This window comes from Arthrobacter globiformis (assembly GCF_003261175.1).
Taxonomy (GTDB): Bacteria; Actinomycetota; Actinomycetes; order Actinomycetales; family Micrococcaceae; genus Arthrobacter; species Arthrobacter globiformis_A.
In genome coordinates this window covers 22,649-39,758 of record NZ_QLNP01000065.1, presented here as the reverse complement: position 1 = coordinate 39,758, position 17,110 = coordinate 22,649, and the positions used below count along the sequence as shown (strand labels likewise).

The window sequence follows — 17,110 nt, the reverse complement described above, 5'->3', positions numbered from 1 at the left end:
TCCATGACCTTCTTCAAAGGGCTGATCCCGCCGAAGTGCGTGGAGGCTGCCCGGACGTAGTCGATCAGCTGTTCCTTGATGATGGTCTGGTAGTCGTACACGGTGTTGAAGATTTCACCGATGGCCAGCGGGGTGGTGGTGTGCTGGCGGACCAGGCGCAGCGCCTCCTGGTTCTCCGCCGGGGTGCAGTCCTCCAGCCAGAACAGGTCATACGGCTCCAGGGCCTTGCCCAGCTTCGCGGCCTGGATCGGCGTCATCCGGTGGTGCCCGTCATGCAGCAAAGGCAGTTCCGGTCCGAACTCGTTCCGGACCGCCTCGAACACCGACGGCAGGTGGCGCAGGTAGGCCCGGGTGTCCCAGTCCTCCTCCACCGGGAACGCACCGCGCCCGGCCGGTTCGTAGTCGTACCGCTCCCCCGACGCCTGGGCCTGCGCGGCCACCCCGTACACGGCCTTGATCCCGGGCACCGCGGTCTGGATCCGCACCGACTTGTACCCGAGCTCCAGGTGCTCCCGGACCGAGTCAAACAGCGAGGGGATGTCCGAACCGGACGCGTGCCCGTACGCCCGCAGCCCGTTCCGGGACGCCCCGCCGAGCAGCTGGTACACCGGCATGCCGGCCAGCTTGCCCTTGATGTCCCACAACGCCATGTCCACCGCGGCGATCGCGGCCATCGTCACCGGGCCCCGGCGCCAGTACGAGGACCGGTACAGGAACTGCCAGGTGTCCTCGATCCGGTGCGGGTCCTTCCCGATCAGCAGCTGCGCGACGTGCTCCTTCAAATAGGCAGCAACGGCAAGCTCACGCCCGTTCAGGGTGGCGTCACCGATGCCGGTCACACCGTCCTCGGTGGTGATCCGCAGCGTCACGAAGTTACGGGAGGGGCTTGTCACGAAGACTTCCGCGGCAATAATTTTCACAACAGGTCCTTTCGGATGGACTGGTTCAGGGGTCAGTTGGTTGGCGCCGCGTGCGGCTGGTGGGAGGTGGCTGTTTCGGTGGTGCCGTCTGTGTCGTCTTTGGAGGGCTCAACGGCGGCATCGGCCTTTTTAGGGGCATCGCCGCTTTCGCGGCGGGCCCGGATCTCTGCGAGGATCTCGGCGTGCTTGGCATCGGTCAGCGTGTACCTGCTCATGACCAATACCGCGAGGATTGTCAGTACGGCGGGCAGTGCACCGGCTGCGACCTGAATGCCGAATACCGCGTCCGGGGTCTGGACGACCCCGCCGGACTTGTAACCGCCCCATGCGAGTGCGTACGCGGCGAGGGCTCCGCCCACGGCCTGGCCGGTCTTGCGTGTGAAGGAGAACAGCGCGTAGGTGATGCCTTCGGTGCGGACGCCGGTCTTCCATTCGCCGTATTCCACGGTGTCGGCCTCGAGGGCCCACACCACGATGCTCATCGCGAGGACACCCACGAGGCTGAGCACGAGGCCGGCAAAGCCGATCATGACCTGGCTAGCCGGCGTGAAGAAGATAACCACACCGCCGGCGACAGTGATCAGGGAGGAGTAAATGTAGACGTGCTTCTTGCCGATGTTGCGGACCAACTTGGGCATAAACGCGGCCAGGACGAAGGTGAGGACAAGCTGGATGATGGACAGCACCGGGTACAGATCCAGGCGGCCGAGGACGTCCCGCAGGTAGTACAGCTGCACGGAGGTCAGTGCCAGGTAGCCGGAGAGGAAGAGGAACGAGCTGATGCACAGCATCAGGAGGGGCTTGTTGCCCTTCAGGGTTTCCATGCTCTGTTTGAGGGAAACGTTCGGTACGGCGCGGTGGACGCGTTCCTTGGCGGTGAGGACGGTGAAGAAGTACAGGACCGTGCCGATGCCGACGAACACCAGGGTGATGGTGGTGAAGGTTGCCTGCAGGTCGGCGCCCGGCTTGATGAGGGGTGCCACGAAGATGCCGAGCGCGGAACCGACCAGCAGACCGCCCACCATACGGGCAGATCCCAGTTTGGCCCGGTCGCCCGGATCCTGGGTCATGGCGCCTGCGAGTGAGCCGTAGGGGATGTTGACCAGGCTGTAGGCCAGGCCGAGGGCTGCGTAGGTGACGTAGGCGTACAGCAGGGTTCCGGACTCGCCCAGCTGCGGGACGGAGAAGGTTGCCACGCTCAGGAGCAGCAGCGGGATGGAGCCGAACATGATGAACGGACGGAACTTCCCGAAGCGCTTGCTGTAGTTTCGGTCCACCATGCGGCCGGCAAGGACATCGGCGAACGCATCGAAGATCCTCACGACCAGCAGGAGTGTGCCTGCGGCTGCCGCTGAAATACCCGCAACGTCGGTGTAGTAGACCAGCAGGAACATGGTGGCGGTGGTGAAGGCCAGGTTGTTGGCGGCATCGCCGGCGCCGTAGCCGATGATGCTGAGCTTGTTCAGCTTTTTCATGAGGTGGGCTCCTTTACCCAAGTGTCTGCCCAGGGGGCAGCCAAAAATAGTGAAAAATGCTACCGGTTGGTGATCGACTTGTCGCTGCCGTTTTTGACACCGGCCAGTGCGGTCCAGCGCTGGCGGAGGGCATACGCTGCTGGCTTGGGCCGGCGGTCCCGCGTGAACACACCCTTCTTGTTGCCGTCCACGCGCATGATGCCGTTGGACGTCTGGAAATCCGCGAAGTTCCAGACCTGCTCACCCACCATGGCATCCACGCGGTCAAAGACCCGGTGGTACATGGCCAGGAACGCGGCCTGGTATTCCTCGCTCCAGGGCTGCTCATAGATGGAGTGGAAGCCCGGCATGGTGTCCGGCCCGTACTCGGTCATGATCATGGGTTTGCCGTACTTGGCTTCCCATTCGCGCAGTTCCTTTTCCAGGACCTGCTCCGCTGTTTCCAGGTCCCCGTTGTTCAGGTACCAGCCGTAGTAGCGGTTGAGCATGATGACGTCGAAAAGGTCGCCCAGCAGTTCCTTGTCCGGGGTATCGAACATGACGTTGACGTAGCCCACGGGACGGGTTGGGTCCAGCTGCCGGGTGAGTTCGGCCAGGGGCTGGAAGTATTCCCGGGCGCCTTCCTCGGAGCCGTTGGGTTCGTTGGCGATCGACCAGATCACGACCGAGGGATGGTTCTTGTCGCGGGCCACGAGCTCCCTGATGGCCTGGCGGTGGTTCGCCGCGGTGTTGGCGTCCACCCCGCCGTCGACGTACGTCGGCTTGGCGATGCCACCGAACACGGCACCGAAGCCGAGGTGCAGCCCGACGGCCGCAGTTTCGTCGATCACCAGGATGCCGTGCCGGTCGGCAAACTCCATGACTTCTTCGGCGTAGGGGTAGTGCGAGGTGCGGAAGGAGTTGGCGCCCACCCAGTCCAGGAGCTGGAAGTCGTTGACCATCTGGGCGTTGCTGTGGCCCTTACCGATAGCCACGTGGTCCTCGTGCATGCCGAAGCCGGTGAAGTAGAAGGGTTCGCCATTGATGAGGAATTCCTTGCCGCTGACCTCGACTGTCCGGACTCCCACGGGGAGGGTGTATGCGTCCACCAGCCGGCCGCCGTCGTGGATCTCAGCGGTGAGGCTGTACAGGTAGGCCGCACCGGGTTTCCAGAGCACGACGCCGTCAATTACCAGGGCGCCCTCGGCGCCTTCTGCTGCGGCGACTTCAGCGCCGTCCGCATCGCGCAGGAGAACCCTGACGGTTTCGTTTCCGGTGCCTCCGGCGGTGGCGATCGCGTAGCCGACCGTGCCGGTGGTGCCTTCGAAGCCGGTCACCACCGTGACGTCATCCACGGCGACGGAAGGGGTGCTGTAAAGCCAGAGGCTGCGGTGCAGTCCGGCATAGTTATAAAAATCGTGGAGGTAGCTCTGCTGGCGGCGCCCGTCCTCTGTGACGGTGATGCTGCCCGGCGGAATGGTGGCCTGGGTTAGCTCATTGTTCACGGAGATGGTCAGCCGGAAAACCTGGCCAGGGGTGACGTGCTCGGTGATGTCGGCACTGAACGGCATGTACCCGCCGGTGTGCTCGGCCACCAGCACGTCGTTGACCCAGACCATGCCCTCGTGGGTGGCGGAGTCCAGGCGCACATGGATCCGCTCCCCTGCCCAGCCGCGCGGCACGCGCACCTCACGCTGGTACCAGACGTAGCCCACGTGGTTGCGGATTGCCTTGTCCGGGAAGACATCGTTGTAGCTGGCCGGGACACCCATTTCGAGGTCGGTCTCCAGCGCCGTCTTGAACCATTCCTGGCGGTGGCCCGCACGGTCGAAGTCCACCTTGAAGCGGTAGATGCCGTCGAGGTTGACCAACTCGCGGGTTTCGCTGGCCTGGGGCTTGAGCATTTGGGGGTCCTAACGCGTCTTTGCGGGCTGAGCCGGAGGGGGATTCTTGGAAAGACCGGCAGTGCGCCGGGTTTCTGCTCGTGCTGTAATCCTAGTCACTTGGCAATCGTTTGGCAAGCGGTTGCCAAATATTCCTTGAAAGTTCTCCACACAGCACTGCCCGACTCCCTATGGTCCGGAAGCCGGGCAGTACCGCATGTGCGAAGACGTTATGGGGAGACAGCCGGCTCCGCGAACGTTCCGCGCAGGCCTTCAATCAGGTGCACGACGGCCGTGCCCCCTGCCAGGGCCGGATCCACCAGGTCCAGCAGCGCCCGGATCCGCTCGGAACCGCCCAGCCGGTTCGCGGCAGCGATTTCTTCGGCCAGCGGATCGTGGACTGTGGCTGCGGCAGCGCTGAAGTCCATCCAGGCGGCAATCATGAGCGCAGCGGCGGCTCCTGACCGTCCCGCGGCACGCTCGGCCCGCAGCACCGGAACAGCCCGCATCCGCAGCTTGGTGCTGCCGTCCATTGCGATCTGCGCAAGATGGTGCGCAATCCGGGCGTTGCTGAAGCGTGTCAACAGCGCAGCCCGGTACGCCGGGATCTGCAGGTCAGCGGCAGCGCCCTCCAAGCCGGACAGGTTTGCCTCGGCTTCGTCCCAGAACGCTTCAACAGCCCCCAGGCACACCGGGTCGGCCAGGGCCTGGGCCACCGTGGAGTGTCCCCGAAGCTGGCCAGCGTAGGCCAGCAAGGAGTGGGCGCCGTTGAGGAGCCACAGCTTGCGGTTCTCATACGGTTCGATGTCGTCTACGAAAACGGCACCCGCGTCTTCCCAGCGCGGCCGGCCCGCCGGGAAGTCCCCGCTGAGCACCCAGTTGGTGAAGGGTTCGGCCACCACGGGGGAATTGTCGCGGTAGCCGCAGCCGGCTTCCACGGCAGCAAGGTCCGCCTCCGTGGTCCGCGGAGTGATGCGGTCAACGGAGGTGCTGACGAAGCTGACGGTGGCGTCGATCCATCCGGCCACGCCTTCGTCCCACGCCCCGGCCATGCCCACCAGGGCGTTGCGCGCCACGGTGCCGTTGTTGGAGAGGTTGTCGCAGCAGACCACGGCGAGCGGGCCAGAACCGGCAGTCCGGCGGGCGGCGAGGGCCAGCACCAGCCTGCCCAGCGGCGTGGACGGGGTTCCGTTGCCGGACTTCAGCAGCGCCAGGTCCGCCACGATGTCGGCCGCAGTGCGGTCGAGTTGCCCGTCGGCGCCGAGCCGGTATGCCGCCTCGGTGATGGTGAGGGTGACCACCGCGGTGGCGGGGGCCGCTATCAGTTCCGCCAGACGCTGCATGTCGGCGCCGTCTACCGCTTCAACAATGCTGCTGACTACGGTAAACGAGTCGCCGCCTTCGGCACGTTCCACCACGGTGTACAGGCCGTCCTGCTCCGCCAGGGCCAGCGCCGCGTCGGGGCGGCGGCCGGTGAAGGCGGCGATGCCCCAGTCCGCGGCGTCGCCGGCCTGGTACGTGTACCAGGCCTGGTGTGAGCGGTGGAAGGCACCCAGCCCCAGGTGGACGATGCGGACCGGCGCCTTCGCGACAGGCCGCAGGCTGCGGCCCAGCTGCGGAAGGTCTACGGCGGATGCTTCCCCTTCGGCGGATTGCAGTTCGGTGCTCACAGCTTGAAGACCCTTCTGGGCGAGCCGTCGACGATGTCGACGATCAGTTCGTGGGCGCGTTCCTCGCTGACCCGGTGTTCCGCCACAAGCCTGGCCAGGAAGGAGGCCTCGATCCGGCGGGAGGCATCATGGCGCGCAGGGATGGAGCAGAACGCACGCGTGTCATCGATGAACCCGGACGAGCGGGAGAACCCGGCGGTCTCGGTGACGGCCGAACGAAAGCGCAGCATGGCGTCCGGCGCATCAAGGAACCACCACGGGGCTCCGAGGAACACGGACGGGTAGAAGCCCGCAAGGGGCGCGAGTTCACGGGAGAACACGGTCTCGTCCAGCGTGAAGAGCACCAGGTGGAAGTCCTTGGCGGTGCCGAAGTCCTGCAGCAGCGGGCGGATGGCCTCGGTGTAGTTGACGGCGAACGGGATGTCATGGCCCGTGTCGGCACCGTACGCGTTGAACGTTGGTTCATGGTGGTTGCGGTAGGAGCCGGGGTGGATGGTCATGACCAGGCCGTCCTCAACGGACATCCGGGCCATCTGGTACATCATGTGGGCTTCGAAGTCGTCGCGGTCCTGCGCCGTGGCCCGGCCGGCGCGGGCACGGTCGAAGAGTTTCGCCGCCGCACCGTCGTCCAGCTTGAGCGTTGCGGGAGTGCGGACGCCGTGGTCAGCGGAGACTGCGCCGTGTTCCACGAAATAACGACGCCGGTTTTGCAGGGCGGTGAGATAGCCGGCGTAGCCTGTGCCGCCCTCGCCCGCTGCCGCTATGAGGCGGTCCACGTTCGCCTGCCATTCCGGGTGGGCGATATTCAGGTAGGCGTCCGGGCGGAAGGTGGGCAGGACGCGGCCGTGGAACGTGGGATCCTGGGCGATGGCCTTGTGGCTGGCGAGGCTGTCCAGGGGGTCGTCAGTGGTGGCCAGCACCTCGATGTTGAAGTCCTTGAAGAGCTCGCGCGGTCGGAAGCCGGGTTCCCGCAGCCTGGCGGAAATCGCATCGTAGCTGGCGTCGGCGGTCTCCGCGCTGATCCCCTGCTGGAGGCCGAAGACGCTGTCAAACTGGGTGCGCAGCCAGTAGCCGGAGGCAGTGCCTTCGAACTGCGGCCAGGCCTTGCAGAACTCGTGCCAGACGGCGCGGGAGTCCGGTTTCCCGGTTGCCGCGCCCTTCAGCCGGTCCAGCGGAACGCCGCTGGCGTGGATCAGCCGGGTGACGTAGTGGTCCGGACTGACCAGCAGCGCTGCCGGGTCCGGGAAGGGGCTGTTGTGCTCGATGACTGCGGCGTCAACGTGCCCGTGCGGGGAAATGATGGGGAGGTCCTGGGCGCGCTGCAGGAGGTCACGCGCAATGCTGCGCGTTCCGGGATCAGCGGGCAGGAGCCGGTCTGGGTTGGCGGCAATCGACTGTGACATAGCTCAATGGTCGAGCTTTTACGCCCCATTTGTCAACCGGTTGCCATTTATTGCCAAAGCAGGGGGGTTGCCACTGCAGCCGGACCTAGCCTGCGGGCAGCAACCGGCCGCTTGAGCCGCGCAGCACCAGCTCCGTTTCCACGCGCAGGGTGCCTGCGGGTTCCCCCATGCCGTGCAGGAGGTCAAGCAACAGGGTGGCCGCGCCCGAGCCGCACTCCCCCAGCGGGGAGCGCACGGTGGTCAGCGGCGGAGTGGTGAAGTCAGCGCCGAAGATGTCGTCGAAACCCACGATGCTGATCTGGTCCGGCACCACAATGCCCGCGGCCTGGAGTTCCTGCATGAGTCCAATGGCCAGGAGATCGTTGTAGGTCAGCACGGCCGTGACGCCGCTGGCCCGGACGTCGCGCGCCACCTGCCTGCCGCCGTCGACCGTGGGTTTGGTGGAATCCAGCCTCACAGCCTCCAGCCGTGACCATTCGCAGGCTGCCCGGACGCCTTCCCAGCGGCGGGCGGACATCCAGGACTGCGGCGGCCCGGCAACAAAGGCAACCTTTGTGTGCCCGTTGGCGGCGAGGCTGCGCACAGCCTCGCCGATGCCCTTGTTTACGTCCGGAACCACGCAGGGCACGCCCTCGACCTCGCGGTTGATGACCACCACCGGTTTGTCGCGGGCAAGTGCGCGGATGTTGTCGTCGTCCGTGCGGGGGCTTGCGAGGATCAGGCCGTCCACGGTGGCCATAAGCCGGCGGGCTGCCGTGAGCTCGGTGACGGCTGACTCAGCGGACTCGGCCAGCACGAGTGTGTAGTCCCGCAGCGTGGCCGTGGTCTCGGCCCCGCGGATGATGTCGAAGAAGGTGGGGTTGGTGATATCCGCGACGATCAGCCCGAAGGTGTTGGTCCGCCCGGTGGGCAGGGCCCGCGCGAAGGGGTTGACCTGGTAGTTGAGCTCGGCGGCGGCATCCTCAATGAGCTTCTGGGTCTTGGCGCTGACTCTGCCGGGTTTGCTGAGGGCCCGTGACACGGTCGAAGGGTTCACGCCGGCAACCTTGGCAATGTCATAGATGGTGGGGTTGGATTTCCCGTCCCGGGCGTGCTTATTGGCCCGGCCCGTTGCTGCGGGCGCGTCCGGCTTCTTGGGTTCAGTCACCGCCCCATCCTAACGAGGAACCCGCCCAACTGACTGGCAATAGTTGTCGTTTTGAGCCTTCGAAACGACATTAACTGCGAGTCAGTTGGGCAGGAGTTGCCTCACGGGTGGCCAGCGGTTGCCGCGGCCGGCCAGATTGCGCCGGGCTACGAGCGCTCGGGGAACTTCCCTTCCTCGGCGATGCGCTTGTTGAGCCCGGCAAGGAATTCGTCCTCGTCGAAGTCCAGTCCCACTTCCCTACCGGTCCAGCTGGAGAGGTGAATGGCGTTGGCCAGGCGGACGCCGTTGATGCCGTCGGACCCCGGAGCCAGCAGCGGGGTGCCGTCCAGGATGTTGGCGGCGAAGTTCTCCAGGACGCCAGAGTGCTGGGCGCCCCAGGCGGATTCGAACTCCACTACTTCGGTGCTGTAGTACTCCTCGGGGTTCAGCTCACCCATGAAGAGCTTGCGGACATCGTCCATGCCCATGCCGTCGCTGAGTTCGCGCTCAGGCTTGACCAGGCGGGTCACGGTGGCAGTCTTGGAGCCTTCGACGACGATCTTGCCCTGGTCGCCCAGGATCTCGAAGCGGTCCGTGCCGGTCAGGTCGTGGGTAGCGGTGACGAAAACGCCGGTGGCGCCGTCGCCGTAGTCCACCACTGCGGTGACTTCATCTTCGACGGCGATGTCGCGGCGGAAGCCATAGGCCACCTTCGCGTAGACAGACTTCGGAACGCCGCAGATCCACTGCCACAGGTCCAGCTGGTGTGGTGCCTGGTTGACCAGGACGCCGCCTCCCTCGCCGCCCCAGGTGGCCCGCCATTCGCTGGAGTTGTAGTAGCCCTGTGGCCGCCACCAGTTGGTGATGATCCAGTTGGTGCGGCGAATGGCGCCGATCTCGCCGTTCTCGACGATCTCCTTGAGCTTCTGGTACAGCGGGTTGTTGCGCTGGTTGAACATGATCGCAAAGGACAGCTCGGGCTTGCTGGCGGCAAACTCGTTGAGTTCCTTGACCTGCTTGGTGTAGACGCCGGCCGGTTTCTCAACGAGTGCATGGATGTTGCGCTTGAGCGTTTCGATGCCCATTTCGGGGTGCAGGAAGTGCGGGACGCAGGTGACGACGGCGTCCACGTCGCCGCTTTCCAGCATGGCGATGTAGTCCTCGTAGAAGGGCGCGTCCGGGTACTGGGAAGCCGCGAGTTCCTTCTTGGCGGGGTCGGTGTCGCAGATGGCGCCGATTTCCATGTTGGGAACCAGTCCGTCGGTGATGAATTTGGCGTAGGCGCCGCCCTGCTGGCCCAGGCCGATGATGCCGAGGCGTACTTTCTTACTCATTTATGGTTCTCCCTATCTAGAAAAGGTGGGCGTGGCCCATGGCCACCAGGTTGTCATGGGAGGTCTGCAGCGCGTCCCAGACGGTGCGGCCGTACAGCTGGTCCTGCTCCACGAGCAAGTACTGGGCGCCGGCGGCCTGCGCGGCCGGGATGATGGCCGGGAAGTCCAGGTTGCCTTCGCCCACTTCGGCGAACTGGACCACGTCCTTGAACTCGGCCATGAAGCCGGTGACGTCCCCGGATTCCAGGAGCCCGAAGGCCGATTGGGGCAGCTCGCCGATGCGGTAGTCCTTCAGGTGCACCATGGCGGTGCGTCCGGCGTACTTCGCGAGGGTCCGGACGGGGTCAAGTCCGCCGCGCTGCACCCAGTGGACGTCGATTTCCATGCCCATGGCCGGGGAGTTCTCGGCGATGATGTCCAGCATGTATTTGCCGTCGAACTTCGCGAACTCGATGTGGTGGTTGTGGTAGTACAGGCCGATGCCGTGCTCCTGCAGGCGCTCCGCGTACTCGTTGGCTTCTTTGGCGAAGTCGACCACCGCGCCGATTGACTTCATGGCCGGGAAGGGAAGCATCCCGATCCGCAGGAGCCTGGTGTCGAGGCGTTTCGCGTCGTCAACGATCTTGTCGAAATGGTCCTTCAGCGAATCGCCGGGCATGCCCTTGGGGGTTTCCATTGCGACCGACAACGCCGCAATCTCCATGCCCAGTTCACTCCGGGACCGGTCCAGTTCGGTGACGTTCCCCGCTGTCATCGGGATCTGGGAGATTTCGACGGCGTTGTAGCCGATCGCGCTGACCTTCCGGAGCGTTTCGAACGCCCCGAGTTCGGTGAAGCTCTCTTTGAGCATCATCGCTTGTACGCCGATGGTGGCTGTGTTGGCCATGGTGGTCCTTTCAGTGTTGACGGTGCCCTCAGGCGGAGACGCCGGCCTGTTCGTTCTGATGCCGCTGGATGTCCAGCAGCCGGTGACGGTCCGCCCGGCGCTGCTCCTGCCGGTCCGGATCGGGCACCGGGGACGCCAGCAGGAGACGCTGGGTGTAGGGGTGCTCGGGGTCCAGGGTTACCACGTCCGCAGGCCCCTCTTCGACGATTTCGCCGTGGTACATGACGGCCACGCGGTGGCTGATGTGCCGCACGACGTCCAGGTCGTGGGAGACGAAGAGGTAGGAAACGCCGGTGTCCTTCTGGATCTGCAGGAACAGGTCAAGGACACGTGCCTGCGTGGACAGGTCAAGTGCACTGACGGGTTCGTCGCAGACGATCAGTTTCGGTGAGAGCGCGAGTGCCCGGGCGATGGCCACGCGCTGGCGCTGGCCGCCGCTGAACTCCCGTGGCAGGCGGTGGATGGCGTCCGAGGGCAGCCCCACCTGGTCAAGCAGTTCCTTGACGCGCTTCCTGGCCGCTGTCTGCTCCAGGCCCTGCACTCCAAGGGGTTCGGCGAGGATGGCGCCGATTTCGAGGGCCGGGTTCAGGGAGGTGTACGGGTCCTGGAAGACCACTTGGAGGTCCCGGCTCAGGGACCGCCGCTGCTTGCGGGTGGCGTGGCTGATGTCCCGGCCTTCGAACGTGATCCTTCCGGCCGCTACGGGAGCCAGGCCAAGGACGGCACGGCCCAGGGTTGTCTTTCCCGAACCGGACTCCCCCACCAGGCCAAGGGTCTCGCCCTGGCCGATGGAGATGTTGATGTCCGTGAGTGCTCGGAACGGCTTGGCGCGGAACTTCTTGCTGGGGTACTCGACCACCAGGTTCTCTACTGTCAGGAACGGGGCAATTTCTTGAACTTCCACAGTGCTCATGCGACCGGCTCCTTCTGGCTGGATACAAGCATGGACATGGGGGTTTTGCCTTCGAGCATGGACGCCAGCAGGGTCCGGGTGTACTGCTCTTTGGGGTTGCGGAGGATGTCCCGGACGGGTCCTTCCTCGACCAGGCGGCCGTTCTGCATGACGGCCACGCGGTCGCAGAGGTCTGCCACCACGCCGAAGTTGTGGGTCACCAGGATGACGCCGATGTTCAGCCGCTGCTGGAGCTCGCGCAGGAGGTCGAGCACGTCGGCCTGCACGGTGACGTCCAGAGCCGTGGTGGGCTCATCGGCAATCACCAGGTCCGGTTCGCAGCTGATGGCACCGGCGATCAGCACACGCTGGGCCATGCCCCCGGAGACCTCGTGCGGGTAGGCGCTGAAGGTCCGTTCAGGGTTGGCGATTCCGACGTCGGCCAAGAGTTTCAGCGCGCGCTTGCGGGCTTCTTCCTTGGGGATTCCGAGGACGCGCACCATCGGCGTCACGAGCTGGTAGCCGATGGTGAAAGCCGGGTCCAGGTTGCTCATGGGTTCCTGCGGAATGTAGGAGATCCTCTTGCCGCGAAGCCTGGACAGCCGTGCCTGATCGACCCGGTCCTCGCCTGGGGCGACGGTGTAGTTGCCGTCGAACTGAATGGACCCGGCCACAATGCGGGCGTTATCCGGAAGCAAACCCAGGATGGAGAACGCCGTCTGGGACTTGCCTGAACCGGACTCGCCCACGATGCCGAGAATCTCGCCGCGGTCCACGTGGAAGGAAACGTCGTCCACCACCTTCTTGACGGAGCCGTCGGCCTGCGGGTACCCGACGCCGAGGTTAGTCACCTTCACGAGGTGGTGCTCAGTTCCAAGATCGACGGCGGTTACAGACTTGCGCTGCTGGCCCGCCCTGGCGGGTGCCGCCGTCGTGCCTTTTGTGAGTGCGACCTTCTTGCGGTGCTTGATCTTTTCGCCGTCTTCCAGGGCGTCGCGGATGGCGTTGCCCAGCAGGACCAGCCCACCGATGGTCAACGCCATGGCGAGTGCCGGCCAGAAGAGCAGGGTCGGGTTCAGGTAGACGTTCTTGAAGCCCTCCGAGAGCATGACGCCCCAGGTTGCCTTGGTGGGGTCGCCCAGGCCCAGGAATTCCAGCCCGGACTGGATGGCGATGGCTACGCCTGCAATGGCCGCCGTCTGGATGATGATAGGTGCCCGGACCACGGAGAAGATGTGGCGGGCGATGATGCTCAGGTCCGAAAGCCCGGAAACCCTGGCAGCGTCAACGTACAGTTCGTTGCGCACAGACTGGACGGCGGTGCGGGTCAACCGGAAATAGGACGGGCTGATGAGGATGCCGAACGCGATCATGGAAATCCATACCGAGGGGCCGAAGGCCGCCCGGATCGTCAGCAGCACAATTAGGCCCGGCAGGCTCATGAGGATGCTGACCACCCAGTTGGAAACTGCCTCAAACTTGCCGGCGTAATAGCCGGCGATCAGGCCTGCCGGCAGCCCGATGGCAATGGCGACGCCGGCACACAGCAAGGCGGAAAGCAGCGTCAGCTGCGCACCGAACAGCAGGCGGCTCCAGACATCGCGCCCGGCGCTGTCCGTTCCCAAAATATTCACCGAGTCCGGGGCGGCCAGCGTCTTGGCGATGTTGGAATAATTCTCCTGGAACGGCGCCAGGACCGGAGCCAGGACGGCCAGCAGCGAGATCGCCAGCAAAAGGGTTATGGCAATGATGCCCAGCGGGTTCCTGAGCAGGCGCCGGATCACGGTGGAGCGGACCACTGTGCCGCTCTGCCCGGTATGAAGGGAGGGCGCAGGTGCGGCAACTGCCGCGGTTTCTACAGAGTCACTCATGACACACGTACCTTCGGGTTGAGCCAGCCATTGAGAATGTCCACCAGCAGGTTCACCACGATGACGACAACCACCGTGTACATCACGACGCCCATCACCACCGGAAGATCCGACTGGCCGGTGGCAGCGACCGCCAGAGGACCCATGCCCGGGAGAGCGAAGATTTGCTCGATGATGACCACACCGCCAAGCATGCCGATCAGCTGCAGACTGAGGACCGTCAGGCCGGCCGGGGCGGCACTGCGCAGCACGTGCCTGAACAGGATCTCCCGCTCGCCGATGCCGCGGCTCCGCAGGGTGCGGACGTAGTCCCGCTCGAGCTGCTTGATAACGGCGCTGCGGATCTGCTGCGCGCCGCCTGTGACGCCGTTGACCAGCAGGGCTATCACCGGCAGGGACATGGAATAGACCCACGCCTCGGGCCCGGCTTCAGGGGAGATGGTGCTGGTCGCCGGGAAGAGGCCCAGCTGGATGGCCAGGATGGTGACCAGGATGACACCGATCACAAACCCCGGGATGGAATCTCCGACAATGGCGCCAACCTGGACCACCCTGTCCACCCAGCCGCGCTTGACGGCAGCGACTACACCAATGAGAGCGGCACAGGCTGCTATCAGGATCATTGCGGCGAAGACCATGGTCATGGTCACCGGAATCCGGGTGGCCAGCGAGTTGGCCACCGGCTCGGACGTGAACCACGAGGCACCAAGGTTTCCACTCAGCGCGTCGGCTACCCAGGAGAAGTAGCGGACCACCAGCGGCTGGTCCAGCCCCAGCTCGTGTTCCTTCATCGCCACCTGCTCCGCAGTGGCCTGGTCGCCAAGGATGTTCCTGGCGATGCTCCCGCTGGAGACGTACAGCAGGAAGAACGTGAGGGCCGAGACAGCGAACAGCACCACCAGCCCGCTGCCCAGCCTTTTCGCAATGAACCTGATCATGGTGTCCTACTTGGCCGGGGAGTAGTTGTAGATGGAAGGAACGGCCTGCTGGATCTGCGGAGTCACGTTCACCTTGGAGTTGTGGTAATACATCTGGTTGACCCGGAACAGCGGAGCGAACCACGCCTGTTCAACAACGTACTTGTTCACTTCCTGCGCCAGTTTGCCTGCATCGGCGCCGCCGTTGCGCACGGCCGCGATCTTGGCGTCCAGCTCCGGCGTCGAGTTCTTGAAGGGGTTGTAGAGCGCCTTGGTGGAGACGATCTGGTCCATGGCAACCGTGGGCTGGCCCTGGAAGAGCGAGAAGAAAATGGTGGTGAACTTCTGCGCGGCAATATCGGCCGTGTACGTGTTGGTCAGCGCCGCGCCGACCTTCAGGGTGATACCGACGTCCGCCAGCTGCTGCGTGATGACGGAAATCTGGGTTTCGAACCCGGGCACGCTCGGAATCTCCAGGGTGACGCCCTTTTCAAAGCCTGCTTCCTTGAGAAGCTGCTTGGCCTTGGCCGGATCGTAGGTGTAGTAGTTTTCCAGTTCTTCCGTCCAGGCGCCGCTGGCCTTGCCGAACGGCTGCGACGTCGGGGTGCCCTGACCCAGCATGACCTGGTCCAGGATGGTTTTGCGGTCAAAGGCATAGTTGATGGCCTGGCGGACCTTGACGTTTGCTAGCGCCGGGTTCTTGGCACCTTCACGGTCCAGGAGGAGCAGCCCCTGCCAGTCAACTTCATTCGCGGCCAGTTTCATCTTGGCGCCCTCGGCCTGCTTGCCGTTCTTGGGGTCCAGGATGGTGGCGTCTACCTGCCCGGAGACCAGCGCGTTGGTGCGGGCGGTGAGGTCGGTCAGGACCTTGAACGTCAGTTTCTGGTACTTCTGCAGGTCCTTGTTCCAGTAATCCTTGCGGGCACTGAAAACCGTCTGTGAGTCCTTGACCGACGCCGCCTTGTCCATGACATAGGGGCCCGAGCCGACCGGTTCGGTCTTGATGCCTTCGCTGTCCAGGGCTTTGGGGCTGCCCATCAGGCCTGCGGCCTGGCTCAGAAAGTATTCCAGCGCGGGGTCCGGGGCAGTGAGGTTGACGTCGATGGTGTCGGCGTCCACCACAGTCACGTCCCTGACCGAAGCGAGCTGTGCCATCTGTGGACCGTTGGCTTTTTTGAAGTGGTCCATGTTCGCCTTGGCGGCCTCTGCGTCGAACTTGGCGCCGTCGCTGAAGGTCACGTCCGTGCGCAGGTCCAGGGTGAGCTTGGTGTTGCCGGCGTTGTACTTCCACGCCGTGGCCAGCATCGGGCTGAGTTTGCCGTCCGGTTCGCGCAGGATCAGCGTGTCATACACCGCCTGGTACGGCTGCAGAACATGGCCGACGTGCGCCTGGGCCGGGTCCCATGAACGTACGTCCTGGACAGTGCCGAGGGTCAGTGCCGTGGCAGCGCCGGCAGCCGAACCGGAGTTGGCAGCACCGCCGCAACCGGTCAGCGCGAGGGTTGCGCTGAGAACAAGGGCGGCTGCTGCCGCCTTGGGACCTAACTTCATTGTTGGCTCCTGAATCTGTGGAACGTGACTTGCAGACGAAGGCCGGTGTGGTGTGGACCACACCGGCTGGGTCACACCAGAGTACGGGTTGTTGCCGTGCTTGGCAACCGATTGTCAAAAAAGCTGCAACAACTTCATATGGCCGACTGGACAGCTGTCTGGTCAGGCCAGTGGACCGCGATATGCGGTTGCCCCATGCAAGGCTCAGGAGACCGCGTGGGTGGACTCCGGGTAGCTTTGCCGGTAGATCTCCTTGATGATGCGCAGCGATTTTTCGGCCTCGGCAGGGCTGATCCAAAACGGATCGGCGTCGTCCAGGCGGGCGTAGAAGTCCTTGATCAGCAGTTCGTGGGAAACGCCCCAGTAGGACCGGCCGCCGGAGGCGCCCGTGCCCTCGGGTACGATGTCCACGCGTCCGTCGGAGTGCGTCACTGTGAGGTCGCCCCGGAGGCTCAGGACTGCCTTCTCGGTGACCACGTCGAGTGTCACTGGGGCGTTGAAGGCGTTGGCCAGCGTGGCATAGAACGCGCTCCGGGCGCCGCCGGCATGTTCTGCCACGAACTCCGCGGTGTCTTCAACCTCTATGGCCTCGGCCAGGAAGCGGGTGGACGCGTTTCCGGTGACCGCGACGACGTCGCCCACCAGCCATTGGAGCAGGTCGACGGTATGGATGGCCTGGTTCATCAGCAGGCCTCCCCCGCCGCCGGACCAGGTCCCGCGCCACGGCCGGCTTTGGTAGTACTCGGCGGAGCGCTGCCACATCACTGTTGCCGACGCTCCGACAACGGCCCCCAGTTCGCCCGTTGACAGCAGAGCGTGCATGGCCTGCGACGTCGCGTTGTACCGGTTCTGGAAGCACACGGCGATTTTGGCCCCGCCGGCCGAGGCAGCTTCGACCATGCGCCGGCCTTCCGCAAGGGTGTGGGCCAGCGGCTTCTCCACGATGACGTTGACGCCGCGCTCCAGGCAGTCGACGGCCACCGCCGCGTGCTGGTCATGCGGAGTGCAAATGTGCACCACGTCAGGCTTAACGGCCTCGATGAGGGCCAGGTGGTCGGCGTAGCCGGGGACGCCCCAGGCGGCAATCGCGGAGGCCAGCCGCTGCGGGTCCGCTTCGCACACCGCAACGAGCGCGGCGCCGTCGAGCTTTGCCACCGCCTCGAAGTGCACGGTGGACACGTCGCCGCAGCCGATGACAGCCAC

At 64.8% G+C, this 17,110-nt stretch carries 13 protein-coding genes; all 13 read right to left on the bottom strand.

What is annotated here, in order from left to right:
* Nucleotides 1–920: D-galactonate dehydratase family protein (locus tag DBZ45_RS08015; RefSeq protein WP_111903401.1), on the bottom strand; the 920-nt coding region annotated here is incomplete at its 3' end.
* 32 nt (nt 921–952) lie between these two features.
* The gene (uidB, locus tag DBZ45_RS08010; RefSeq protein ID WP_111903400.1) at nt 953–2,395 is read right to left on the bottom strand and encodes a glucuronide transporter; all 1,443 of its coding nucleotides are present in this window, start codon (nt 2,393–2,395) and stop codon (nt 953–955) included.
* Between the two features lie 59 nt (nt 2,396–2,454).
* Complete coding sequence (uidA, locus tag DBZ45_RS08005; protein ID WP_111903399.1) at nt 2,455–4,278, bottom strand: beta-glucuronidase; 1,824 nt, start codon at nt 4,276–4,278, stop codon at nt 2,455–2,457.
* Between the two features lie 209 nt (nt 4,279–4,487).
* Nucleotides 4,488–5,927 carry a mannitol dehydrogenase family protein gene (locus tag DBZ45_RS08000; RefSeq protein ID WP_223256982.1) on the bottom strand — a complete coding sequence of 480 codons (1,440 nt, stop codon included), beginning with the start codon at nt 5,925–5,927 and terminating at the stop codon, nt 4,488–4,490.
* Nucleotides 5,924–7,330, bottom strand: a complete 1,407-nt coding sequence (gene uxaC, locus DBZ45_RS07995; protein ID WP_111903398.1) for a glucuronate isomerase — start codon at nt 7,328–7,330, stop codon at nt 5,924–5,926. Before uxaC ends, DBZ45_RS08000 begins: the two co-directional genes overlap by 4 nt.
* An 85-nt stretch (nt 7,331–7,415) precedes the next feature.
* Nucleotides 7,416–8,477: a LacI family DNA-binding transcriptional regulator gene (locus DBZ45_RS07990; RefSeq protein WP_111903397.1), complete on the bottom strand. Its 1,062-nt coding sequence runs from the start codon at nt 8,475–8,477 to the stop codon at nt 7,416–7,418.
* 146 nt (nt 8,478–8,623) lie between these two features.
* Nucleotides 8,624–9,790 (bottom strand): Gfo/Idh/MocA family protein, encoded by a 1,167-nt coding sequence (locus DBZ45_RS07985; protein WP_111903396.1) that lies wholly within the window; start codon nt 9,788–9,790, stop codon nt 8,624–8,626.
* A gap of 16 nt (nt 9,791–9,806) precedes the next feature.
* Nucleotides 9,807–10,676: a sugar phosphate isomerase/epimerase family protein gene (locus tag DBZ45_RS07980; RefSeq protein ID WP_223256981.1), complete on the bottom strand. Its 870-nt coding sequence runs from the start codon at nt 10,674–10,676 to the stop codon at nt 9,807–9,809.
* A gap of 28 nt (nt 10,677–10,704) precedes the next feature.
* Nucleotides 10,705–11,589, bottom strand: a complete 885-nt coding sequence (locus DBZ45_RS07975) for an ATP-binding cassette domain-containing protein (RefSeq protein ID WP_111903395.1) — start codon at nt 11,587–11,589, stop codon at nt 10,705–10,707.
* Nucleotides 11,586–13,439 (bottom strand): dipeptide/oligopeptide/nickel ABC transporter permease/ATP-binding protein, encoded by a 1,854-nt coding sequence (locus tag DBZ45_RS07970; RefSeq protein ID WP_111903394.1) that lies wholly within the window; start codon nt 13,437–13,439, stop codon nt 11,586–11,588. The genes DBZ45_RS07975 and DBZ45_RS07970 overlap by 4 nt, the downstream gene beginning before the upstream one ends.
* Nucleotides 13,436–14,377 carry an ABC transporter permease gene (locus tag DBZ45_RS07965; protein WP_111903393.1) on the bottom strand — a complete coding sequence of 314 codons (942 nt, stop codon included), beginning with the start codon at nt 14,375–14,377 and terminating at the stop codon, nt 13,436–13,438. The genes DBZ45_RS07970 and DBZ45_RS07965 overlap by 4 nt, the downstream gene beginning before the upstream one ends.
* Nucleotides 14,378–14,383: 6 nt before the next feature.
* Nucleotides 14,384–15,907: an ABC transporter substrate-binding protein gene (locus tag DBZ45_RS07960; protein ID WP_111903392.1), complete on the bottom strand. Its 1,524-nt coding sequence runs from the start codon at nt 15,905–15,907 to the stop codon at nt 14,384–14,386.
* 204 nt (nt 15,908–16,111) lie between these two features.
* Nucleotides 16,112–17,110, bottom strand: a complete 999-nt coding sequence (locus DBZ45_RS07955) for a Gfo/Idh/MocA family protein (RefSeq protein WP_223256980.1) — start codon at nt 17,108–17,110, stop codon at nt 16,112–16,114.

Excerpts from the sequence above, each read along its gene's own strand:
- DBZ45_RS07970 (WP_111903394.1), bottom strand. The coding sequence starts at position 13,439 with ATGAGTGACTCTGTAGAAACCGCGGCAGTTGCCGCACCTGCGCCCTCC.
- DBZ45_RS07965 (WP_111903393.1), bottom strand. The coding sequence starts at position 14,377 with ATGATCAGGTTCATTGCGAAAAGGCTGGGCAGCGGGCTGGTGGTGCTG.
- DBZ45_RS07985 (WP_111903396.1), bottom strand. The coding sequence starts at position 9,790 with ATGAGTAAGAAAGTACGCCTCGGCATCATCGGCCTGGGCCAGCAGGGC.
- uidB (WP_111903400.1), bottom strand. The coding sequence starts at position 2,395 with ATGAAAAAGCTGAACAAGCTCAGCATCATCGGCTACGGCGCCGGCGAT.
- DBZ45_RS07980 (WP_223256981.1), bottom strand. The coding sequence starts at position 10,676 with ATGGCCAACACAGCCACCATCGGCGTACAAGCGATGATGCTCAAAGAG.
- DBZ45_RS07975 (WP_111903395.1), bottom strand. The coding sequence starts at position 11,589 with ATGAGCACTGTGGAAGTTCAAGAAATTGCCCCGTTCCTGACAGTAGAG.
- uidA (WP_111903399.1), bottom strand. The coding sequence starts at position 4,278 with ATGCTCAAGCCCCAGGCCAGCGAAACCCGCGAGTTGGTCAACCTCGAC.
- uxaC (WP_111903398.1), bottom strand. The coding sequence starts at position 7,330 with ATGTCACAGTCGATTGCCGCCAACCCAGACCGGCTCCTGCCCGCTGAT.
- DBZ45_RS07960 (WP_111903392.1), bottom strand. The coding sequence starts at position 15,907 with ATGAAGTTAGGTCCCAAGGCGGCAGCAGCCGCCCTTGTTCTCAGCGCA.